The sequence below is a fragment of the Acinetobacter sp. Ac8 genome (assembly GCF_055392545.1).
Genome location: NZ_AP043689.1, coordinates 150,185 through 165,495, shown reverse-complemented (window position 1 = coordinate 165,495; position 15,311 = coordinate 150,185). Strand labels below are relative to the sequence as shown.

16 protein-coding genes are annotated in these 15,311 nt (G+C 39.0%); 6 read left to right on the top strand and 10 right to left on the bottom strand.

Going from position 1 to position 15,311, the window contains the following annotated elements:
- Positions 1–43: 43 nt before the first annotated feature.
- Positions 44–475: a DUF2147 domain-containing protein gene (locus ACZ5QH_RS00725; RefSeq protein WP_034611232.1), complete on the bottom strand. Its 432-nt coding sequence runs from the start codon at positions 473–475 to the stop codon at positions 44–46.
- Positions 476–628: 153 nt separating this feature from the next.
- Between ACZ5QH_RS00725 and ACZ5QH_RS00720 the strand changes: the two genes are divergently transcribed.
- From ACZ5QH_RS00720 to ACZ5QH_RS00710, 3 genes are all read left to right on the top strand, one after another.
- Entirely contained in the window at positions 629–1,543 is a 915-nt protein-coding gene (locus tag ACZ5QH_RS00720) for an alpha/beta hydrolase (protein WP_004818371.1), read from the top strand.
- A 332-nt stretch (positions 1,544–1,875) separates the two neighbouring features.
- Positions 1,876–2,478, top strand: coding sequence for a GGDEF domain-containing protein (locus ACZ5QH_RS00715; RefSeq protein WP_303576965.1), 603 nt, complete (start codon positions 1,876–1,878; stop codon positions 2,476–2,478).
- A gap of 184 nt (positions 2,479–2,662) precedes the next feature.
- A complete protein-coding gene (locus tag ACZ5QH_RS00710; RefSeq protein ID WP_303576966.1) occupies positions 2,663–3,850 on the top strand; it encodes a diguanylate cyclase in 1,188 nt (395 codons plus the stop codon).
- Between the two features lie 15 nt (positions 3,851–3,865).
- Here the strand turns inward: ACZ5QH_RS00710 and ACZ5QH_RS00705 are convergent, their stop codons facing one another.
- The 4 genes from ACZ5QH_RS00705 to ACZ5QH_RS00690 form a co-directional block, all read right to left on the bottom strand.
- On the bottom strand, positions 3,866–4,546 hold the full coding sequence (locus ACZ5QH_RS00705; RefSeq protein ID WP_303576967.1) for a glutathione S-transferase family protein: 681 nt from the start codon (positions 4,544–4,546) through the stop codon (positions 3,866–3,868).
- A 145-nt stretch (positions 4,547–4,691) separates the two neighbouring features.
- Complete coding sequence (locus ACZ5QH_RS00700; protein ID WP_004818363.1) at positions 4,692–5,459, bottom strand: transporter; 768 nt, start codon at positions 5,457–5,459, stop codon at positions 4,692–4,694.
- A 15-nt stretch (positions 5,460–5,474) separates the two neighbouring features.
- Positions 5,475–6,017 carry an ankyrin repeat domain-containing protein gene (locus ACZ5QH_RS00695; protein ID WP_034611217.1) on the bottom strand — a complete coding sequence of 181 codons (543 nt, stop codon included), beginning with the start codon at positions 6,015–6,017 and terminating at the stop codon, positions 5,475–5,477.
- Positions 6,018–6,212: 195 nt separating this feature from the next.
- The gene (locus ACZ5QH_RS00690; RefSeq protein ID WP_004718651.1) at positions 6,213–6,566 is read right to left on the bottom strand and encodes an HPF/RaiA family ribosome-associated protein; all 354 of its coding nucleotides are present in this window, start codon (positions 6,564–6,566) and stop codon (positions 6,213–6,215) included.
- A gap of 503 nt (positions 6,567–7,069) precedes the next feature.
- Here ACZ5QH_RS00690 and ACZ5QH_RS00685 point away from each other — a divergent pair.
- The 3 genes from ACZ5QH_RS00685 to ACZ5QH_RS00675 all read left to right on the top strand — a co-directional run bounded on the left by ACZ5QH_RS00685 (position 7,070) and on the right by ACZ5QH_RS00675 (position 9,256).
- Positions 7,070–7,792, top strand: a complete 723-nt coding sequence (locus tag ACZ5QH_RS00685; protein WP_239046670.1) for an outer membrane protein OmpK — start codon at positions 7,070–7,072, stop codon at positions 7,790–7,792.
- A 113-nt stretch (positions 7,793–7,905) separates the two neighbouring features.
- Positions 7,906–8,409: a GNAT family N-acetyltransferase gene (locus ACZ5QH_RS00680; protein ID WP_303576968.1), complete on the top strand. Its 504-nt coding sequence runs from the start codon at positions 7,906–7,908 to the stop codon at positions 8,407–8,409.
- A gap of 106 nt (positions 8,410–8,515) precedes the next feature.
- A complete protein-coding gene (locus ACZ5QH_RS00675) occupies positions 8,516–9,256 on the top strand; it encodes a hypothetical protein (RefSeq protein WP_303576969.1) in 741 nt (246 codons plus the stop codon).
- A 62-nt stretch (positions 9,257–9,318) separates the two neighbouring features.
- Here the strand turns inward: ACZ5QH_RS00675 and urtE are convergent, their stop codons facing one another.
- From urtE to urtA, 5 genes are all read right to left on the bottom strand, one after another.
- On the bottom strand, positions 9,319–10,017 hold the full coding sequence (gene urtE, locus ACZ5QH_RS00670; RefSeq protein ID WP_056517139.1) for an urea ABC transporter ATP-binding subunit UrtE: 699 nt from the start codon (positions 10,015–10,017) through the stop codon (positions 9,319–9,321).
- Between the two features lie 10 nt (positions 10,018–10,027).
- Positions 10,028–10,864, bottom strand: a complete 837-nt coding sequence (urtD, locus tag ACZ5QH_RS00665) for an urea ABC transporter ATP-binding protein UrtD (RefSeq protein WP_004718659.1) — start codon at positions 10,862–10,864, stop codon at positions 10,028–10,030.
- Complete coding sequence (urtC, locus tag ACZ5QH_RS00660; protein WP_004718664.1) at positions 10,864–11,934, bottom strand: urea ABC transporter permease subunit UrtC; 1,071 nt, start codon at positions 11,932–11,934, stop codon at positions 10,864–10,866. The genes urtD and urtC overlap by 1 nt, the downstream gene beginning before the upstream one ends.
- Positions 11,935–11,938: 4 nt before the next feature.
- A complete protein-coding gene (gene urtB / locus ACZ5QH_RS00655; RefSeq protein WP_303576970.1) occupies positions 11,939–13,579 on the bottom strand; it encodes an urea ABC transporter permease subunit UrtB in 1,641 nt (546 codons plus the stop codon).
- A 101-nt stretch (positions 13,580–13,680) separates the two neighbouring features.
- A complete protein-coding gene (gene urtA / locus ACZ5QH_RS00650; protein ID WP_151802412.1) occupies positions 13,681–14,970 on the bottom strand; it encodes an urea ABC transporter substrate-binding protein in 1,290 nt (429 codons plus the stop codon).
- Positions 14,971–15,311: the final 341 nt, after the last annotated feature.

The following is a 15,311-nucleotide window of genomic DNA, read 5'->3' as shown; positions in this document are numbered from 1 at the left end:
CTGATCAATAGATCAGGCTTTTTGTTGTGGTGAATCAATCTGCTTAGTTTGCACGCACCCAAGTTTGGTTGCGACCTAAAGCAGAAATACCCATATAACCACGTAACTTTAACTGGTTACCAGCAAGTTCACCTTTAAGCTTATAGGTCTTGCCATTTTTAGGATCTAGAATCGTACCATTGTCATAGTTTTTACCACCAACATTTTTTAGGCCATTGACAATCGTCACACCTTTCAATGATTTATTGTGGTAAGCACCTTCACATTTGGTACAAGAGTTTTCTTCACCTGGCGTTAAAATACTTTGAATCGTTGCCGTCAATGTTCCATTTTTTTGTTCAGTGAATTTCACAATTGCTTTGGGCTGTTTCGTTGTGTCATCAATTGTTTTCCAAACTGTTCCATTGAGTGGATCCGCAGCATTTGCAAGAACTGTTGCTGATAATAAGCCTAATGCAAGTACAATTTTTTTCATTGTTTTGTTTTCCCTAGTCTAATTGACACTTTATAGTATCAAAAATTTACGTCGAATTAGCAATTCTTGAATGTGACTATATAGTGTACCCTTGTAACAAATGTTGATAAATCAACAAAAATAAAGTCAAAAGTTTAACAATATGGAAGGAACATGAAGATTAACTCAGCTCTGAAACAATATCTTACAGAATCTATTCTTAAATCTAGCTTCAAATTTCCAAGTCGTTTCAATCTTCCTCCTGCAACTGCACGTTTTGGAATAGAACAACTTGCGCGTGTTTTCCCACAACGTAAAGATGTACAGATTCGCTCTTTACGCATTGCGGGGATTCGGGCAGAAGAAATTAAACCGCAAGCGCATGCGACTCAAATGATTTTTCATATTCATGGTGGAGCGTTTTTTGTCGGTTCAATCAAAACCCATCGCGCGTTTTTATCTGAAGTTGCTGCACGTACGCAAATGCAAGTTTTACATGTAGATTATCCGCTCGCACCTGAAAGCAAATTTCCTGAAGCAGGTGATGCGATTTATGATATTTATCAGCAACTTTTAGATCAAGGTGTGCAAGCGAAAGACATTATTGTTTCTGGTGATTCCTGTGGTGCAAATCTGGCTTTGGCACTCGCTCTACGCATCAAACAAGAAAATAAACAACAACTCCCAAGTGCCTTAATTCTGATGTCACCTTTCTTAGACCTGACTTTAACAGGTGAATCTCTACGCTATAATCAGAAGCATGATGCTTTACTGTCAATCGAAGCGCTTGAATCTGGCATTGATTTTTACGTACCAAAAAACATGGATCGTTCTTTACCCCCACTTTCGCCTATATTTGGAGATTTTGCAGGGCTGCCACCGACTTTAGTTCAAATTGGCTCTAAAGAGATTCTGTTGTCAGATGCGCAACGTTTCGAAGAAAAAGCCAAAGCTGCAGGCGTGCAAGTCAATTACAAGCTGTATACGGGAATGTGGCATAATTTCCAAATGTTTAGCCCGTGGTTTGATGAAGCAAAACAATCTTTAGCAGATATTGCTGAATTCGCTCATAAAATTGATAAAGATTAATCCCAATATTGACCAAATGGTGAACAACAAGCGCTTTAAAAGCCAAACTGTTGTTCACCTTTAAAAATAAAATCATCCATTTAAACAAAATGAGCATTCACTAGAATAATAATTATACAATTCATTGAAACTATATTGCTTGTCAGATTTATTTTTAGGGGATTTTCCCAGTCCGAATAGACTCTTAACCTATACTACAAAGTTAATCACACTTTTTAAAATTATGTATATATCCTTCAAGTATTTACTTCAACTTTAGTTTGAGTTTAAGCCAATAAGTTGCTACATTCTAAGTATCAACAATAAAAATCCAAGTGTGGATGGATTAGATTATGCGTAATAAAATTTATTCAGAAAAACGACGTAAAATTCATTCCTTATTCAATCAAGTATTGAAACATTCTTTTATTGCCAAATTAATCCATAAAAACCAACTCAGTAATGATCTGGAAATCGACCCACATACAGGTATTTATAATCAGTTTGCAATTAATACTTATTTAAAAGAGTTACATCCTCAGACTGAATCAAATTTTGGTATCGTTTTACTCAGTGTGGATAACTGGTGTGAAATCAAGAATAAATACACTCTAAAAATCGCACATAAGGCTTTAGCCGCAATCGCCCAAGAGTTATTACAAAATATCCGTGAAACAGATCTTGTTGGTCGTTATAGCGAATCTGAATTTATTTTAATTCTCAGTGATGTTACTCAAGATCAAGCTCATCATATCGCAGATCGTCTATCACTTTTAATGAATCATTATGATTTAAAGATCAATAACAAAGTCATTCCACTTCAAACAAGTTGTGGTGCATCTGTTTCTAAACATGACAGCATGAGTAATGCGGTATTACAGCAAGCAGACCAAGCGTTATATATTGCCAAAACCAATCGCAAAGCTTGTTATACGGGTACAGGTGTTTTATCTTAAAACAGCTATATATTTAAAAATTAATTACACCACTATTTATTTTATATTAATAATAAAATATTCTTTTATTAACAAATAAATGATAACAATTCTTTGTTTTAATAAATTTTAATCACTATAATTTAAAAAATTATTAATCAGTACTTAATGAATAGCAAACTGAAAAACCCTGGAATAATTATGAATGAAGGTATCGAATATAGGACTTAATCATTACTGGCAAAAGCTGAAACAACAATTAGATTCAAATATCATTATGAATTGGAGCAGTTTACATAAATGTATCTTGATTCTGTTCCTGACTATTGCCCTTCATTTATCATGGATTGCATGGAAAGTTTTTATTTTATTCAATCCAGAAACTTGGCAATGGGTCAATATCTCCTTGATTCGTTCACAACTTGTGGTCAACGCTGGCTCCACCCTACTGCTTTTTTTCCTGATCGCATTTTGTTATTTCTTTCAGAATAAAAAATGGGCAAATACCATCCTCCCCCATATCGTCATCAGTATTTTTATTATCTTAATGCTTGCTGATGGCTTTCTTGTCGGTATCTATAGTCCAGCCACTGTTTTTGCATTCGTGTGTATTTCTGGTGTGGGGTTAATCTTATTCAATAGAAAAATTATTTATCTGCAAATTAGTACCGCCCTGCTGTTCTATATTGCAATGATGTTCTGTACCTATTGGCGCATCATTCCGTACGCTCCAATTTTTAATGAACATCTGTTGGAAAATAATCGGCATGACAATACCTTCTGGGTGGGAACGATGTTGTATTTTATTGTCCCTATTTTAATTGTATGTTTGATTTTATGTGAAATTTTGCTGTCTCAGTGGCGCTATAGAGAATCATTAATTAAAAAACTCAGTGAAACGGATCCACTGACCAATTTATATAATCGTCGTTTTTTTAATGAAAAGCTTGATGATATCCAAAATAAGCAAACCCACTACGCCATTATCTTGATTGATATTGATCATTTCAAAGAAATCAATGATTTATATGGGCATCATTTTGGTGATGAAGCATTGTGTCAAGTTGCCAAATTATTAGCATCTCACATTCGTCAGTCAGATATTGTGGCTCGTTATGGCGGTGAAGAATTTATTATTGCCTTGCCTGAAACTTCTTTAAACATTGCTCAAGCACTTGCTGAACGCTGCCGATTGGCGATTCAAAACCAAGTGCTTGAATCGCTTGATCATCATTATGTTCAGCTGACCGCCAGTTTTGGTATTGCCACCTCGAATGACGATGACAATATCAGTAAAATTATTCATCTCGCAGACAAAGCGCTATATCGAGCCAAACAATCCGGGCGCAATCAAGTCCAGCTCTATCATACTCAAATCAATGAAATAGCTTAAGCGGTATTCACTAGATTAAACTTGGCTACGATATTGCTCTTCACACGCTACAAATCGAAATCCTGCATGGGCTTCTGCTATCCATTGTTGTACAGCAGGGACCGCTAATATCTTGTCGATATAACGCTGACTGCTCGCTGATACGGCAATGCCATAACCGATGAAACGCATCACAACTGGCGCATAAAAAGCATCGACAATCGTAAATTCATCAGCACATAAAAAACTGTCAGGATGTGGTCGCTCCGACCATAATTGTTCAATCCGTTTTACATCGTGCTGTAGTTTTAAATTTTCCTGCCAAAGCTGTGCACCAATATGCTTTAAATCAGCATCTAAATTCATATCACAACAACTACGCAAAGCCATAAAACTACTGTGCATTTCAGCGGACATCGATCTTGCACGTGCACGTTGTTTTACATCTTGAGGCCACAAGTGTTTTTCAGGAAACTTTTCTGCCAGATATTCACAAATCGCCAAAGAATCCCAAATTAAAAAGCCATCGTCCACTAAGGCTGGGACTTTGCCAGTTGGGTTTATTTTTAAAATACTTTGTTTAAATTGGCTATCGACATCAAAGTGATCGAAAGCAATAAGATGCTCTGTAAATGGAATGTTGAAATGCTGAATTACTAACCAAGGTCGCATCGACCATGTCGAATAATTTTTATCACCAATAAACAGTTCTAACATTCTAATACTCCTGTATTTATTGCTTATTTTGAACTCAGCATACACAAGATAAGACTGTTCTAAAAGCATTTCAAAAAATGCTCGCTTTTAAAACAAATCAAGGAGTAGATCAACTACTCCTTGATGATGTATCAGACTGAATTGATTAGAATAAGAATGCCACACCTAAACCAGCTTTATAACTACGGTCTCGCCCTTCCAAATCGACACCAACACTTCCATCAAGTTGGGTACGTTCATTGACTGCATAGATCAAACCAGAGCCTAGACCATACTTATAGTCTTGGCTTTCTGTTTTTGAATAAACAAACTCAGAGAACCCTGAAAGATTACCTGCAATTTTATAACCAACAGTAGGTACAGCGGTCACTGACCAATGCCCATCTTGCACAGCATAGTTCATGGTGATTCCAGTATTGACCAAATCGTTATACTGGTAAGCTAATGATGTGCCGATGCTATAAATATCATCTTCTTCACTAAAACCATCATTGCCCGTTGCAATCAAGGCTTGAGCCAAAATCGCCATAGATAATTTATCATCTTTTAAGTCGATGGCTTTTTTAATCCCAATAGAAACATCACCTAAGCCAGAGTCATCCTCTTTCATGCCTTTGTATTTGGTTTGTGTCCAAGCTGGACCCTGCCAGCCTAACTGTAATTCCATACTTGAGGTTAAACCAGTACGGAGCAGCATATCGCCATTGAGGGTTACAGTTTTTGCTTTTGCGCCATCTACTTTAGTTTCTGTATAGGTCGCACTTGGAAGACCTTGCTCCCAAGCCAATTGACCCACTGGCGTGATTCCTGTTCCGAAACCTGTTCCAGGACGATCAAAAGAAAATTCTGCTGCCATTGCGCTTATACTTAAACTCGAAGCAAGGGCTAATGTGATTCTATTTAAAATTGCCATATCAAGACTCAAAATTTACGATAATTCTTTGGACATTTTCGCACCGCGACTACGTAGTAACTCTAAAGATTCTTTCTCTTCAGGTAAAGCCTGAGACCAATCTATTTGATCAAATTCACAATCAAAGAACAAATCACTGATCGAGGATAAAATGGTTTTACCTTCTTCATCTTTGGTATTCGGATCAACCTTATGATCTAAAAGCTTGTCAATTGCAGGTACACAGGCTGCGCTTGCAGCATCCCACAATGGACCATAACACTCTTCAGCATCCCACAAATAAAAATTTGCTTTGGCATTTATTAGAGCATCCAAGATATCTAAATGTGGTTGTAAATCTTGCGCTTTTTGTTCTGCTGTTAAAGGATCACCTGCTTCATAGGCATCACAAATTTTTTCCCACCATTTAAACAATCCATCTGACCAAATTGAAACAGCTGGCCCTTTTTCAGGCTCCATAAAGTTAGGATCAAATCCATCTGCAAGCAAACGTTTGACTTGAGCAAGGTCTAAATCTTCTAAAGCCTGTATAAAGACTTGTTGTTGTGCTGATAACATGTTGATCTCACTATTCTATTCCTATACAGCATTATGACGAATATTTTTAAAATAGCTTTGAAAAATTTTAATCGTGTCGCTTTTATTTTATAAATGGCATTTATTGTTCATTTATGACAAAGAAGACAATCCATAACTCTTTTAGAACAATAAAATTGAAGACCATAAAAAAGCCCCGAAGGGCTTTTTATCAGATCATGCTTCATCTGCATCAGCAAGTTCTAGTTTTCCACCACGTGGATTTTCAATTTTCTCTAATACGTGCTCTAGGCTACGCTTTACGCGATCTATCGCACCGTGTAATGAAAGATCAATGTTTTTCGCTCGATGTTTTACCACGACTGGCTTCAAACCCGCTGCTTTGACCTCAATCATACACTGGATATCATCCGCCCCACCTTTGTCACCGTTCTCATCACTGATATGAACTGAAAACTGGGTAATACGTTCGCTATGACGTTGGAATTCTTGATTTAGCTCATCGCGTACGTAAGTAATTAAACGATCACTATTTCTAATATTTTTATCTGTACGGATTTCTATATTCATAAAAAACATCCTCTTTCTAATCAAAAAACGAGTGCAAAACTTATATTTACGGCACACTTTGCGCCTGCTGTATAAGACAGCTTTTCACCTACAATAAATTGGAACCGTAACTCCTCTATTGCAAAGATGAACACTTTTAACGATCTGCAGATAGGTGTTCTTATACATTCAATATCAGGCCATATTGGAAAATATGCAAGTAGATTTTTAACTTTTTTATGAAAAGAATATGAAAAATGACATCTTGTTACGTTACTTTATAATTAAATGATTTAATTGATTTTTTAATGACTAATTCCAACTAAAAACATCAACTATGTTTAATTCTTAAGCTTCTAATCGATATAAATTTTAAATCTTTGCTTTAAATATGCGACTCACGTTTTAAAACATTTCACCTATTGATGTTTACATATTTATTTTCATTCCATCTAATTTTCGCTTTATTTTTATTTAAGAATCTGTATTCTTGAAGCGCTTTTCTTGGGGGAAAGGAAGAATTCATGAAACTTACACAAATTGCGGCTATCTGCGCAATCGCTTCAACTGCAACTTTGGCTCAAGCTGCGCCTGTTTGGCAAGATTTTAGTATTACTGGTCTTTATGGTGAAAACTATGAATTAACGCCAGATGAGAAACAATCTACCATCACTTTTGAGTATGCTGCAAAACTTAAATACGGTGATTTCTTTGCTTTTGCTGACCGTACCAACAGTGATGGTCAGTCGGATACTTATTTTGAGGTTTCTCCACGTCTTAGCTTAGGTGCTGTTTCTGGGAAAAAACTTGAATTAGGCCCAATTAAAGACGTATTAATCGCGACCACTTGGGAAGGTGGTAAAGACATGAACAACTACCTATACGGTGTTGGTGTTGATTTAGCCATTCCTTATTTTCAATATGCGCAATTAAATTTCTACCGTGCCAATAATGAAATCCAAGAAGATGACTATCAATTGACATTTACTTATGGAATTCCATTTAAAATTGCATCTGAAGAATTCCTTGTAGATGGTTTCCTTGATTGGTCAACTGCAGAAAAAGATCAAGTTTCTCACTCAAGTGAGTTGAACTGGACGACACAATGGAAATGGAATGCGGGTAAACACATTTCTCCAGATACGCGTCTATATCTTGGTGTTGAACACTCTGTATGGCACAACAAATATGGTGTTCCAGGCAAAGACGAAAATAATGTCAGTGCTTTAATCAAGTATCATTTCTAAGACTGAGCTAAATCCATTGATCAGAAAGCAAAACTTCGGTTTTGCTTTTTTTATTGCCCTTAAAAATAATTCTTTTTAGAATACCCCTATCAATTTTCCATTGACCTGTATCCATGAATTTTCAGATCCGCCCTGCTCAAGCTTCTGACCTAACTGAGATTATGCGTATTTATAATCATGAAATTGCAACAGGTTTAGCAACATGGAACAGCCAATTAAAGACTTTCGCAGATTACCAGCAATGGTTTCTAGAATTACAACAACAGCAATTTCCAGTTTTTGTTGCTGAAGAAACAGCAACTCATGCCATTGCAGGCTATGCCGATTATGCAAGCTTTAGAGCAATCAACGGTTATCTATATACCGTTGAGCACTCTGTTTATATCGACCCAAAATTTACTCGACAAGGGCTCGGTAAACGCTTAATGCTGAAATTGATTGAACATGCTCAACAGCACAATATCCACGTTATGGTTGCTGCAATTGACCACGAAAATACTGGTTCGATTTATCTACACCAACAACTCGGATTTAAACAAACAGGTTACATGCCACAAGTCGGGCAAAAATTTGGGAAGTGGCGTGATTTGGTGTTGATGCAATTAAATTTTGATTAAAATAGAGCAGTATTTATACAGCATCCGTCGTAAAAATTTTTTGTCGCTTTTTTAAAATCTGTTGTATAACCATAAACAATATTGCTGAACTTCAGAGCGAATATCGATGAATAAAATGATAATCAGTCTATTGGCACCATTTGCATTGATACTTAATACAGCAAGCCATGCTGCTGACTACGATGAACAAAATATAAAACAGGGTTGTGCCAAACTCAGTCAATATCGTAAATTGGGACAAAAATTTTACGACCAGAAAAACTATAAAAAAGCGCTTGATCAGTTTCAAAGACAAGCATCTTGGAGTGCTTTTTGTCAGTCTGTGGGTGAAGAAGACACTGGCATTCGGGTTTCAGATAATGACATCGACATTGCCAATAATAATGTGGGTTTAACGTATAGCAAACTCAATCAACCCTTATGGGCAAGAGCGTGGTTTCAAATTAAACCCACAAAAACCAGTCAATTTAATTTAAAAAAGTTAGTAACACCAAAACCAAACAATGACTTAACAGGAGAATATGCCAGTTATGCAGGTTTTGGCGAATGGAACAATATCACCATTAAAAAACGTGATCAGAAATATCTCATTCAATTCACTGGTCTATGGATGGGTGCTCGAAGCCTAATTTATGGTCCAAATATTGGCGAGTTTGAAACAGAAATGCCTCTTCATACCAAGAAAGCAAGCTATCATTTTGAAAATTGTCAAATTGACATCAATTTCACTTATAACGCCTCTTTAGGCAATTTTATTGAAGTGGAAGAATTAAATGAACAAGCCGATTGTGGTTTTGGGATGAATGTTTCATCAACAGGCTCTTATCAGAAAGTTGAGCCTCAATAATATAGGGTTTAACCACACCTCCCTTGACTCAGGGAGGTGAACAAAATGTTTTTACGATTCTGTTAAATCGCCACTAAATCACGAATCCCCTTTTCAGGCATTTCTTCACCGATGCCTTGAGCCACCACTTGTCCACGTGCCATGACGGTATAGTTATCTGCCAATTCCTCAGCAAAATCATAAAATTGCTCGACCAGTACAATCGCCATTTCGCCACCATCAGCCAATTTACGAATCACTCGACCAATGTCTTTGATAATCGAAGGCTGAATTCCTTCGGTCGGCTCATCTAAAATCAAAACTTTCGGTTCGGAGGCTAAAGCACGTGCAATGGCTAATTGCTGTTGCTGCCCACCCGATAAATCACCGCCACGGCGATGTTTCATTTCGTCTAAGACAGGAAAAATTTCATATAAGTGCTCAGGAACTTTACGGGTTTTTGCACCTGAAAATTTTGCCATGCCGATCAAAATATTTTCCTCTACAGTCAGGGTTGAGAAAATATCACGCCCTTGAGGAACATAAGCCAAACCCGCGCGTACACGCTGTTCAGGGCTCATTTTAGCAATGTCTTTGCCATCCAATAAGATTTGCCCAGACTTAATCGGTAAAATTCCCATCAAACATTTTAATAAGGTGGTTTTACCCACACCATTCCGTCCTAAAACTACAGAACACTCACCAATCGGCGCAGTTAAAGTCACATCACGGAGAATGTGACTGCCCCCATAAAATTGATTGACGTCTTTTATTTCTAGCATATTGCTCCCCTTAACGTCCCAAATATTTTTCAATCACATCTTCATTGGCTTGTACTTCCGCCAAGGTTCCTTCTGCAAGAATGGCACCTTGTGCAAGCACAGTAACTTTCTCACTGATGGTGTCGATAAAGCTCATATCATGCTCGACCACAACCAAGGTATGATTCTTTTTTAATTCCAAACATAACTCTGCTGTGCGTTCAGTTTCAGCATCGGTCATTCCCGCTACAGGCTCATCCAACAAAATCAGTTTAGGTCGTTGCATCAACAGCATGCCAATTTCTAGCCACTGCTTTTGACCATGTGATAACAATCCCGCAGGCTTTTGAATAAACTCTTGTAAACGAATCTGTTGCAACGACTCATCCAAAGCCAACTGTGCATCGGGACTTAGCTTGCTAAAAAAACTTTTTTTCACGGTTTTGTCTTTTGGTGCAGCAAGGAGCAGATTTTCCATCACTGTAAAATTTTCAAATACTGTCGGTTTTTGAAACTTACGACCAATCCCCGCTTCTGCAATTTGTTCAGTACTCATTTTGGCAAGATCATAGTTTTGACCAAAAAAGGCAGAACCTTCGGTAGGACGTGTTTTACCAGTGATCACATCCATCAGCGTGGTTTTTCCCGCACCATTTGGCCCAATAATGCAGCGCAACTCCCCTTCTTCAATGTAAAGAGACAAATCATTTAAAGCGCGGAAAGAATCAAACCATACACTGACTTTTTCTAAGTAAAGTGCAATACCATGGCTGAAATCGGCACCTTCAGCTTTAGGACGACCATAGCCCTCACCGATTTGACCACCATGTTGCGAATTTAAGCCCAAATCTGACAATAGCTCTGACATTAGTGATCTTCCTTTTTAAAGCGCTCAAGCAATCCAATCACCCCTTTAGGGAGGAAGATGGTTACAACGATAAATAATGCACCAAGGATCAATAACCATATTTCAGGATATGCAACGGTAAAATAGGTTTTAACTCCATTGATCAGACCTGCACCTAGAATTGGGCCAATCAATGTGCCACGACCACCTGCTGCAACCCAAACCGCCATTTCAATCGAATTCACAGGATTCATTTCGCTTGGGTTAATGATGCCTGCTTGTGGGACATACAAGGCACCTGCAATTCCGGCAATCACCGCTGAAAGGACCCATGCTGAGAGTTTGTACCACAGGGTTCGATAGCCTAAATATTGCAAACGGTTTTCACTATCACGGATTGCTCCCAACACTCGACCATAAGGCTTATTCATTAAACTACGTAAGCCGATAAAGCTCAGTAACAACACTAAGGCCGTAAGGAAACACAATGTTGCTCGCATAGAAGCAGAGGTAATATCCATCCCAAGAATGGTTTTAAATCCAGTAAAGCCATTGTTCCCACCAAAACCTGTTTCATTGCGGAAGAACAACAGTGCAGCAGCAAAAGTCATGGCTTGGGTGATAATCGAAAAGTACACACCTTTAATTTTGGAACGGAATGCAAAGAATCCAAAGATAAAGGCAATCACGCCTGGTACCAAAATCACCAAAGCCAAAGCCCATAAGAAATGCTGGGTTCCGACCCAATACCAAGGCAGCTCAGTCCAACTGAGAAAGCGCATAAAGTCAGGCAATTGCTCGCCTGCTGACTCTCGCATCAGGTACATACCAAAAGCATAACCACCCAAAGCAAAATATAATCCATGCCCTAGGCTCAGGATGCCGGCATAACCCCAGACCAGATCCAAAGCTAGTGCAACCAAGGCGAGACACATGATTTTGCCAATCAAAGTCACCCAGTATGCAGAGAGGTGTAGAGCGGAATCTTGTGGCAACACATGAAACCACGGCAGAATCAGCATCACAGCGAAACATACAGCAATGGCGATTGCACTATAGGGTTTATCTGAAAGTAATGATGTGATTTTCATAGGCTTACTCCACAAAACGACCTTTGATAGCGAATAAACCTTGTGGGCGTTTTTGAATAAACAGAATCACAAGAACCAAGAGAATAATTTTGGCGAGCACTGCGCCCATACCAATTTCGAGAATTGTTCCACTCACGCCTAAACCTAATGCGGCAAGCACAGCACCCCAAACTTGACCAACACCACCCACTACAACCACAAGGAAAGCATCAATAATATAGTTTTGCCCTAGGTCAGGTCCGACATTGCCGACTTGTGCCAAGGCACAACCTGCCAGCCCTGCAAGTCCTGAACCCAATCCAAAGGCCATCATATCGATTCGTGCAGAGCGAATACCGACAGCACGTGCCATCTGACGGTTTTGCGTGACTGCACGGACGAATAGACCAAATCGGGTTTTATTAAGCAGGTAAACCAATAAAAGTAATACAGCGATGGTGAAGACGATGATCGCGATACGGTTATACGGCAGCATCAAACTAGGTGTAAGCGAAATCCCGCCTGACAGCCATGAAATATTTGATACTTCCACATTCTGCGCACCAAAAATCATCCGTACCAATTGCATCAAAATAAGGCTGACACCAAAGGTCGCCAACAGGGTTTCTAACTGACGGCCATACAACGGGCGAATCACGGTTCGTTCTATCAACATGCCAATCAAAGCACTGACTAAAAATGCTGCTGGAATTGCTGCAATCAGGTACCAATCCACATAAGCACCCATATGGGTTTTAAAGAAGCTTTGCACCACATAAGTGGTATAAGCACCGATCATGATCAACTCGCCATGTGCCATATTGATCACACCGAGTAAGCCATAAGTAATCGCCAGTCCTAATGCTGCGAGCAATAAAATACTTGCGGTACTGAGGCCTGAAAAAACATGTCCTGTCCATTCACTGGCTTGAATGCGGGTTTTAATACTACTTTGCGCACTAACCAATGCAGCCTTTAATTCTGGATTTAAGTTTGGCTGTGTTAGCACTTGTTCGATGATCGCCAGAACATCAGGACGACTAGAATCTTTTAGCGTTTTAACCGCCTGAATTTTGGTGAGCGTATCTGGACTATTAAAATCAATTCGTGCTTTTAACTGGGCTAAACGTGCCTTCACTTTATTATTTTTTTCATTGAGATAAAGCTGGTTGATGACCTTGATATCCAGTTCATCTAAATTATTCTCCAAGATATCAATCGCAGCCAATCGCTGTGATGCATCTGGGGACTGTAACTTGATCTTCGCCTGACCAAAGCTCAAGGCTTTATGCAAAGTGTTGACCAGCATTACTTGATTTAAATCACCTGGCCAATCAGTAATTGCCTGTTCATCTGGATAACTGAACAGTTTATCGCCAGCTTTCATGATGTAGGTATTGCCCGAACTGTCAGTATAAAGCTCGTCGTTTTCGACATAGGCCACCAGCTTATCAAGCTCGTCTATACTTGCTGGCCATTGATTCAGCATCGCTCGGCGCTTTGCAAAATCTGCACGTACAAATTCTTGAATGGCATCATCATGACTTGCCGCTGGCTGAGCGGATGACGATTGCGCGCTATGCACAGATTCAGCAAAAATCTGTTGAATAAGAAAGAATTGAGAGATCGTAAAAAAAAGTGCTGCGAGTTTCAGTCTAAGTGACATGTGCAACTCCCCCTATTTTTGTTTAAATACAATGACCTTTAAAGTTGAGTCATCAGTTAAGCCCACTATGCATATAGCGGGCTTTTGGGGTCGTAAAGTCTTTATTTAGGAATGTACGGGCTCCATGGTTCCGCTTTGATCGGTTGCGGGCTCTTGTAAACCACATCAAATTGCCCATCACCACGAATTTGTCCAATCATCACTGGCTTATGTAAGTGATGATTAGTAGCATCCATACTTAAGGTATAGCCTGACGGTGCTTTAAAGCTTTGACCCGCCATCGCTTCACGGACTTTGTCCACATCCGTTGTTCCCGCTTTTTCAACGGCTTGTTTCCACATATTGATACCAACGTAGGTGGCTTCCATTGGGTCATTGGTCACCAATTTACTGGCATTGGGTAGCTTATATTCCACTGCGTATTGCTTCATCTTATTGACGAATTCGGTATTCACTGGATTCTTCACAGACATGAAGTAGTTCCAAGATGCCAAATGCCCGACCAGTGGTTTGGTGTCGATCCCGCGTAATTCTTCTTCACCGACTGAAAAAGCCATCACAGGAATATCCGAAGCTTTTATGCCTTGGTTACCCAATTCACGATAGAACGGTACGTTAGAATCGCCATTGATGGTGGAAATAACCGCAGTCTTTTTACCCGCAGCGAATTTCTTAATATTGCCGACGATGGTTTGATAATTACTGTGTCCAAATGGTGTGTATTCTTCCATGATGTCTGCATCGGCAACACCTTTAGACTTTAAGAATGCACGTAAAATTTTGTTGGTGGTTCGCGGGTAAACATAGTCGGTACCTAATAGGACAAAACGTTGCGCCTTACCTCCCTCTTCACCCATTAAGTATTCAACGGCAGGAATCGCCTGTTGGTTAGGCGCTGCACCTGTATAGAAAATATTCTTAGACTGTTCTTGGCCTTCGTATTGCACTGGATAGAACAACAGACCATTGAGCTCCTCTACAACCGGTAACACTGATTTACGAGAAACTGAAGTCCAGCAGCCAAAAATGACAGCGACTTTATCCTGAGTTATTAACTGGCGGGCTTTTTCAGCAAATAATGGCCAGTCTGATGCAGGATCAACGACAACAGGCTCAAGCTTTTTCCCCATCACCCCACCTTTGGCATTAATTTCATTGATTGCCATCAGTGCCGTATCTTTAAGCGATGTTTCAGAGATTGCCATGGTTCCAGACAATGAATGCAAGATGCCCACTTTAATTGTGTCGCCACTTGTGGCAGTTGCCGATTTATTTTCTGCTGCGGGTTTCGCTTCCGTTTTATCTGCGGGCTTTGAGCAAGCTGTCAGCGCAATGCTCCCCATCATTGCCACAGCGAGAAGTGTTTTTGAAAACATTTTTTGTTGGAACATCATCTTTTTCTCTCCAAACCTTTTGGTGCATTTTTGAATGCGCGATTTTGCTTTTACCTGACAGGCTTAATTCAATTTTTATGCCAAGTGGAGAATTTGTGATTGTATCGTTGAATATTTATCCTGATAAAATATAATAAAATCAAAATATTAGCTGCTATTATTTTTATATAAGTTGAAGATACATTGATAGGCATCAAATGCCTTTCAATCACTGGATATAGCCAGCACTTAGCAAGTAAAAATGCGAGATTAAAAGCCACACTGGTCAAATTAAGTGCGATTTTTTTTGTTTAAAATGAGCGATGAGAGTGCAAAAAATTTACCCAAAATTAAATTTT